The sequence below is a fragment of the Stenomitos rutilans genome (assembly GCF_059505485.1).
In genome coordinates, this window is record NZ_JCACKR010000123.1 from 23,515 (window position 1) to 31,019 (window position 7,505).

Genomic DNA, 7,505 nt, shown 5'->3' on the forward strand with positions numbered 1-7,505 from the left:
GCTAGAACAATAGTAATTCTTCCATAACTTCAGAGGCTACCTGGCAGTGATGGGGCATTTTCCCTATATAGACGTAATCATACTGCTGGTTTCTGGCACAGTGCCCATGCAGTAATTCTCCAGAAAGTAAGTGCGCTCTGAGGAAATCAACCAAGTTGATTCTGCCATCGTCATCAGCGATAACGCAATCTGCTTTAGCTATACCAACCTCAAAGCCCATTGGTTCACAGGTGCTCATAGACATTCCAATTGGTAAAAAGCCTACCGTCAATACCGCTGGGTCAATTTTATTTTGAAGGTAATAGTTGCGAGTCCAGTCATCGACTTTTCCTTCTTCCCAAGCTTCCTGAAACTTTTTTGCCGCCTGTAAAACCTCTGTCAAGCTCTCTTCTAAACTCAAAAAGTTAATTCCTTGTATATACCAACGTAGCTCGTCATTATCGGCTAGATGATCAGAAAGATTTGCACAACTGGAAAAACTTGCAGCTATCAAAGCTGGGTCAAGTGACTGAATTAAATCTTTTGATATAGGTTTTGATGCAAATAAATTAACTGAATGGATACACTCATACCAGGCACGAACAGAAAATGGTAGTACTCCCCACTGTTGTTCAAATGCATCTAGAACTTTTAGGGAATGGGATTGAGCCACAACAAAAACCTTATCGGGATCTGGAAACTCAAATCCTAATCTCTTGAGACGATGCATTATTATCTCTAAGTTAATCTTGACACGCCTCATCGTTTCGCGTGCAACAGCTAAAGCATCAGCTTTTAAGGGCTGATCAACAATTTCACCTAATGCTTGAAGTTCTCTCCAAACATTGTTGTGATCTCCTGCCAAATAACGAGAGAAGAATATCTGTTCTGGCATAACATCAATTTTTCTCAATTTCTTCTGTCTAACAATTAGTCTGGTTGTTTATTAACGAGTTAGGTTGGATGTGAAACATAGATGACAAAAGGAATTAATTTCAACGTAAAGAAGTTTGATGCAACGCAGAGTTTTTTGGAGATTACTCTCCTCGTTGTCCGTTTCCACCGTACCGATCCTGAAGGATGGTTCTCAATTCAGCAATGCTTCGTCTTAACTCAGCAATATCTTGAGTATTAGTGGCAATTTGCTGAGCGTTTTCCTGTTGAATCTGAACCGTTTCCTGCTGCCGTTGGGCGATCAGCAACAGGATTTCGTTGATCTGGGCAATGGCAGCGCTATGGTGGGCGACGATTTGTTCCAGTGAAGAGGATTGATCGGTCATACTGATTTCTGTTTTAGGTAAACCAATTTTAGACGGTCTTGCCTTTGCCAGGTTTTGTAGGATTACTCGGCTTCATCTGTATTGGTATTTTTGCCTGCCAGAGCAATCGCAATCGCATCCACCACTCTGGCAACGGGAAAAATCTCGATGCCCAGATCGGGTACGACGGTGCCTTTGGGAACGATCGCCTGCTTAAAGCCCAACTTTGCCGCTTCTTTTAGCCGTAATTCCATCTGTGAAACGGGGCGCACCTGTCCGCCCAAGCCCACTTCGCCGATCAGAACCATGCGCGGATCAACGACCCGATCGCGGAAGCTGGCGACAACGGCGATCGCCACACCTAAATCAGCAGCAGGTTCCCCCACGCTCAAGCCACCGGACGACGCAACGTAGGCATCTAGTTTGGACAGGGGAATGCCCACCCGTTTTTCTAGCACGGCGAGAATTTGCAGCAGCCGATTGTATTCGATGCCCGTGGTCGATCGCCGGGGCGAACTGTAGCTGGTGGGACTCACCAATGCTTGGAGTTCTACCACGATCGGGCGCGTCCCTTCACAAGCGACGATCGTCGCGCTACCCGACGAAAACTCATCCCGATTGCCCAAAAACAGTTCTGACGGATTCAGGACTTCCTGCAAGCCCTGATCCACCATTTCAAATACACCGATTTCGTGGGTGGCACCAAAGCGATTTTTCACCGATCGCAGCAACCGATGGCTGGCAAAGCGATCGCCCTCAAAGTACAGCACCGTATCGACTAAATGTTCGAGTACCTTGGGTCCCGCGATCGCCCCTTCCTTCGTCACGTGCCCCACAATAAACAGCGTAATATTCTGTCGCTTCGCCATCTGCATCAGCACCGACGTACATTCCCGCACCTGCGCCACCGACCCAGGAGCTGATGACAACGCACTAAAATACAACGCCTGAATACTATCAATCACCGCCACGTGTGGCTGCAACGACTCCAATTCTGCAAGGATGGTGTCGAGATCGGTTTCGGGCAGAAGGTAGAGTTGGGGAGTAGGGAATGGGGAATGGGGAATAGGGGGGGGTGAGTTTTGAGTTTTGAGTTTTGAGTTTTGAGTTGAGGCAGTTGTTAGTTGCTGGTTGTTGGTTGTTAGTAATGAGGCTTCCTCGTCCCCTTGTCTCCTTGTCCCCTTGTCCCCTTGTCCCCGCCTGGCTTCTGACTTCTGACTTCTGACTCCCGACTCCCGACTCCCCACTCCCCACTCCTCTCTCCTCTCTCCCCTCTCCTCCCCCACTCCCAACCGTTGCGCTCTCAGCTTCACCTGTTGGGCAGATTCTTCAGCACACACATAAAGCGTGCGGTAAGTCTGAGAAAGACGATTGGCGGTTTGCAACAGCAGGGTGGATTTGCCGATGCCCGGATCGCCACCGATGAGGACGAGAGAACCGGGGACGATACCGCCACCCAGGACGCGATCGAGTTCCACATACCCTGATGACAAGCGCGCTTGGGGATGATCAGAAATTTGTGCCAGCGTTAACGCCGCTTTCGGTTGAGCGGGTGCTTGGCGGGTAGCACTGGCACGGCTGTTGAGCCTCGCAGCACCGGGACGAGCCGCTGTGGTTGTCGCGGGTGCTACCTGTTCTTCAAGAGCATTCCAGCTATTGCAAGCGGGGCATTTTCCAAAGTATTGCGAAGATTCTGCACCACATTGGTTACAGACGTAGTGCGATCGCTGTTTTGGCATAATTGGTAAGGAAATGTTAAAAATTCTTTCAGAAATGATCGCGCTGGGAAGTTAAAGCTTAAGAAAGTCTGAAGTGCTGTGAGGGAGAGAATTTTAGCGGTTCAAATTGGGATAGATCGGGTACTATCTTTGGGTACTATCTTTAATGATAAAGTACAGAAATTAATGATTCTAGAATTAGCTTAAGGAGTCTTCAACTTGGAAAGTCATAAGGAAAAGATCTTAGTAGTTGATGACGAAGCAAGCATTCGCCGCATTCTAGAAACACGCCTCTCCATGATTGGCTACGATGTGGTGACGGCTGCTGATGGGGAAGAAGCACTCGACACCTTTCGTAATGCCGATCCTGACCTCGTTGTGCTAGATGTTATGATGCCCAAGCTTGATGGCTACGGGGTTTGCCAGGAGCTACGGAAAGAATCGGATGTGCCCATCATTATGTTAACGGCGTTGGGGGATGTGGCCGATCGCATCACGGGCTTAGAACTGGGCGCTGATGATTATGTCGTCAAACCCTTTTCACCCAAAGAGCTAGAAGCACGCATTCGTTCGGTGCTGCGTCGAGTTGAGAAAACAGGCACCACAGGCATTCCCAGTTCGGGTGTGATTTACATCAACAGCATCCGCATTGACACTAACAAACGTCAGGTTTACAAAGGCGACGAGCGCATTCGCCTGACTGGGATGGAGTTTAGCCTGCTGGAACTATTGGTGAGCCGTTCTGGAGAAGCCTTCTCCCGATCGGAAATTTTGCAAGAAGTTTGGGGCTATACGCCCGAACGCCATGTCGATACGCGCGTGGTGGATGTCCACATTTCACGGCTCCGCGCGAAGCTCGAAGATGACCCCAGCAACCCAGAGTTGATCTTAACGGCTCGCGGCACAGGCTACCTTTTCCAGCGCATTCTGGAACCCGGCGAGACTGAATAATAGCCCAACTTGAGGATGGGCTGATGTGGCTGGGCTTGTATGCTGAAGTTGAGACCGTCTACGGCCCGGATGCCCATGCAGATTTATTTGGATTACAGCGCCACAACGCCCACGCGTCCAGAGGCGATCGCAGCGATGCAAGCTACCTTAACTGAACAGTGGGGCAATCCATCCAGCTTGCATGCGTGGGGACAGCGGGCGGCGATCGCGGTTGAACGCGCCAGGGTGCAAGTAGGGCGGCTGATCAATGCGCCGCCAGAAGCCATTACTTTCACCGCAGGCGGTACGGAAGCCGATAACCTGGCAATTATGGGTGTGGTGCGCCAGTATGCGACACCGCAACATGTGATTATTTCTAGCGTGGAGCATTCTGCGATCGCCGAGCCTGTGCGTTGGTTAGAAGACTGGGGGTGGCAGGTCATGCGCTTGCCTGTGGATCAGCAGGGGCAGGTGAATCCCCTAGATTTACGAGCCGCACTGCAAGCGAATACGGTGCTGGTATCGATCATTTACGGTCAGAGTGAAGTCGGTACGGTGCAGCCCATTCAAGCATTGGGGACGATCGCCCGCGCTCATGGTGCTCTCTTTCATACCGATGCTGTGCAGGTTGTCGGTCGCTTGCCTGTGGATGTGCAGCAACTTCCTGTGGATTTGTTGTCGTTGTCCAGCCATAAGCTTTATGGCCCTCAAGGTGCAGGGGCACTGTATGTAAGACCAGGAGTAACGCTGCTACCGTTGTTAGGTGGCGGAGGGCAAGAGGCAAAGCTGCGATCGGGCACACAAGCGGTACCTGCACTCGCGGGCTTCGGCGTTGCGGCAGAACTCGCAGCTCAAGAAATGGCGATCGAAACGCCACGACTCATCCAACTGCGTGATGCCTTGTTTGATCAGTTAGCCGATGTACCTGGATTATTGCCAACGGGCGACCGCTGGAATCGCCTGCCCCACCACGCCAGCTTTTACCTGCAAACAGCGGACGGCGACGTGCTGAATGGTAAAACGCTGGTGCGCCAAATGAACCTTGCAGGGATTGGCATCAGCGCAGGATCGGCCTGTCATAGCGGCAAACTGTCTCCCAGCCCGATCTTGCAAGCAATGGGATATGGCGATCGTGCTGCTAAGTCTGGCATCCGCTTCACAGTGGGGAAACAGACAACCCCTGCTGATATCGATTGGACAGTCATGGTACTCAAGCAAGTCCTCGCCCGACTCTCTCCCAAATCTTCGTTATTGAAGGTTTAGCGGTAACTTACCTGACAGTTAAAATTCTGCTTGGTTTAGGGATAACTGAATGAAGCGTTGTGGAGAAATCTAAACGCTTGAGAACAAAGCGGCGCATCGATTCAAACGCCGCTATTTCACAGTTAATTTAACCTTACCGATGCATGGAGCGGTGCAATGTCTACAGAGCAATCTAATGAGCCGTCCAAAATAGACACTACAGAGCGATCGAACGCTGATAACCAGAAGGCATCCGTAGTTGCTGCTGTGGTGATGCTCATTGTGGGCGTAATGGTTCTGCTTCCAACCTTTGAGTTCTTGAGGTCTGGTGGATTAAGTCCGGGAGAACATGCGCTTGCAAAGGTGCTCCTGCTCAGTAGTATGGGTGGGGCATTGGGCACAGTAATCTGCACAAAAGGACGCAGGAACCGCTTAATGGCAATTTTCCCAGGGGCACTGATGGGGATCGGCGTACCGCTAGCACTGACCGCCTATGTTTTGCTTTTCCATCGGCACACGTTATTCAAGATTGAGTGTGTGCTGCCGCTCATGATCGGTACGTTGCCTGGGTTCTTGCTGTATGTCGCACTGATGAAGCCTGTGAAGCCAGAAAGCTAGCTGGCTTTCAATGACATCTTTTGCCCTTCATTGCCATGAATCCGTGTAGCTCGTAGAACATCATGAGCGATTTTCCTGACTTTACAGAATATGGTTACGAGATCGATTGCGAACTCGGGCACAACCGGGGCAATGGACGAGTGACCTATTTGGCGATCGACCAGAACACTCAAGCATCCGTTGTGATCAAGCAATTTCAGTTTGCTCAAGCGAAGTCTACGTGGTCAGATTATCAGCAATATGAGCAAGAAACTAAGCTGCTGCAACGCCTCAGACATCCCAGTATCCCACGTTTTCTCACATCCTTTGAAACGCCAACAGGCTTCTGCCTGGTGCAGGAATATAAACCAGCATCCGCACTAGCACAGTGCCGTCTATGGACGTTGATTGAAGTTCGACAAATTGCCGAAGAATTGCTGAAAGTGCTGATGTATCTGCAACAGCAGCAGCCACCGATCATTCATCGTGATATTACAGCGGTTCTCAGATGAATAAGCCACAGTGAGCGAACCAGCTGAGGGCATCATCAGCGGAAATGCACTCGTTGATAATCCTCGTCATACCAATTCCTTAAATACTAGCTATAGATAGTGCTGTCCGAATGGAGTTCCAGCCCACAATCGAAGCCATCACGCCTGGGGTCATCGCTTCTAGCCTTGAGCGCATCAACAAGCGCAACTCATCCAAGTGCTTCGGCAGTTTCCATCGCAACCCCAACTTGAGATGCTGCCAAACTCGCTCAATGGGGTTAGTCTCTGGTGCGTGCGACGGCTGGAACAGCAGGATGATGTTCGGTGGAATTTGCAACCGCTTTGCTCTGTGCGCCCCGGCTTGATCCAGTTGGATGATGAGAATGCAGTCGTTGTATTGCTCACGCACTAAATCCAGAAACACCTGGAAACACTCGCTATTGAGGTGCGTGAATTCGTAGAAGAAGTGTTCGCCAGTGGCGGGTTCCACCACGCCGTAAAGATAAGTCGCCTTGAACTGCCATTGCACCTTGCCTTGAGGCTTAATCCCCTTGGCTGTGATTTTGCGACCACTGATCGTCTTCAGTCCAATGCGGGTCTCATCTTGGCAGAAGTAGCGCACTTGCCCGCTCAGTCCTAGCACTGCAACGGCAACCCATGCCAACATTGCCAAGTTCTCAGCGAGTTTGTTTAGATGCCTCCACCCGCCCATCTGCGGCTGCCACAATCAGCGGTCTTGCTACTTGGGGCGAGGCTTGGAGCCGGTAACGCACCAGTTGATGCACCGTTTTGTACGGCGCACTGATGCCCAGTTGTGTCTCTAGCCACTGACAGATCTCGCCATAGCTCTCGAAGCCTTCGGGTTGGTGTAAACGCTTGTTGAGCGCCTCTTGTGCCCATTGAGGAAGGCTCTGCCGTCGCCCAGTGCGAGGCTTGTGTCCGAGTAGAACCTCTAGACCGCCACTGCGATAGCGGCGTAACCACTTCTGCACGATCACGCGATGACGACCGTGCAGTGCGGCGGCGGACTCCACCGTGCTGGCTTGCGCACTCTTGAGTAGGTAGAGCAGTTGGATACGTTCTTTGTCAGAAGCCGTTTTTTGCGTTCTCAGCAATTGTTTAAGGTCTGCTTCAGTTTCAGTGATCTCTAGCTTGTAAACGCCTGCCATGTTTGTTGATTAAACCCGATAGCTATTTTATACCATCTGTAGCCTAACCTTGAGGAATTGGTATTACCCCTCTTTTGTTACCTCAACGAGAGCAAATTAAGCTGGAAGAAGCTGCGTTCT

Annotated in this window: 9 protein-coding genes; 4 read left to right on the forward strand and 5 right to left on the reverse strand. The window is 50.7% G+C overall.

Annotated features, from left to right (window positions below):
* Nucleotide 1: 1 nt before the first annotated feature.
* The 3 genes from AC5JLP_RS26460 to radA all read right to left on the reverse strand — a co-directional run bounded on the left by AC5JLP_RS26460 (nt 2) and on the right by radA (nt 2,977).
* Complete coding sequence (locus AC5JLP_RS26460) at nt 2-892, reverse strand: hypothetical protein (RefSeq protein ID WP_496070832.1); 891 nt, start codon at nt 890-892, stop codon at nt 2-4.
* 124 nt (nt 893-1,016) lie between these two features.
* Nucleotides 1,017-1,259, reverse strand: a complete 243-nt coding sequence (locus AC5JLP_RS26465) for a hypothetical protein (protein WP_496070833.1) — start codon at nt 1,257-1,259, stop codon at nt 1,017-1,019.
* A gap of 62 nt (nt 1,260-1,321) precedes the next feature.
* Nucleotides 1,322-2,977, reverse strand: coding sequence for a DNA repair protein RadA (radA, locus tag AC5JLP_RS26470; protein ID WP_496070834.1), 1,656 nt, complete (start codon nt 2,975-2,977; stop codon nt 1,322-1,324).
* A gap of 198 nt (nt 2,978-3,175) precedes the next feature.
* On the opposite strand from radA, the gene rpaB reads away from it, so the two are divergent.
* The 4 genes from rpaB (at nt 3,176) to AC5JLP_RS26490 (ending at nt 6,237) form a co-directional block, all read left to right on the forward strand.
* A complete protein-coding gene (gene rpaB, locus AC5JLP_RS26475; protein WP_496070835.1) occupies nt 3,176-3,907 on the forward strand; it encodes a response regulator transcription factor RpaB in 732 nt (243 codons plus the stop codon).
* 39 nt (nt 3,908-3,946) lie between these two features.
* Nucleotides 3,947-5,149: a cysteine desulfurase family protein gene (locus AC5JLP_RS26480; RefSeq protein WP_496070836.1), complete on the forward strand. Its 1,203-nt coding sequence runs from the start codon at nt 3,947-3,949 to the stop codon at nt 5,147-5,149.
* A gap of 156 nt (nt 5,150-5,305) precedes the next feature.
* A complete protein-coding gene (locus tag AC5JLP_RS26485; RefSeq protein ID WP_496070837.1) occupies nt 5,306-5,746 on the forward strand; it encodes a hypothetical protein in 441 nt (146 codons plus the stop codon).
* A gap of 62 nt (nt 5,747-5,808) precedes the next feature.
* Nucleotides 5,809-6,237 carry a protein kinase domain-containing protein gene (locus AC5JLP_RS26490; RefSeq protein ID WP_496070838.1) on the forward strand — a complete coding sequence of 143 codons (429 nt, stop codon included), beginning with the start codon at nt 5,809-5,811 and terminating at the stop codon, nt 6,235-6,237.
* A 79-nt stretch (nt 6,238-6,316) separates the two neighbouring features.
* Here AC5JLP_RS26490 and AC5JLP_RS26495 read toward each other — a convergent pair whose 3' ends face one another.
* Together AC5JLP_RS26495 and AC5JLP_RS26500 are read right to left on the reverse strand one after the other, a co-directional pair.
* On the reverse strand, nt 6,317-6,883 hold the full coding sequence (locus AC5JLP_RS26495) for an IS630 family transposase (protein ID WP_496070839.1): 567 nt from the start codon (nt 6,881-6,883) through the stop codon (nt 6,317-6,319).
* Between the two features lie 10 nt (nt 6,884-6,893).
* Nucleotides 6,894-7,385 (reverse strand): helix-turn-helix domain-containing protein, encoded by a 492-nt coding sequence (locus AC5JLP_RS26500; RefSeq protein ID WP_496070840.1) that lies wholly within the window; start codon nt 7,383-7,385, stop codon nt 6,894-6,896.
* Between the last annotated feature and the right edge of the window lie 120 nt (nt 7,386-7,505).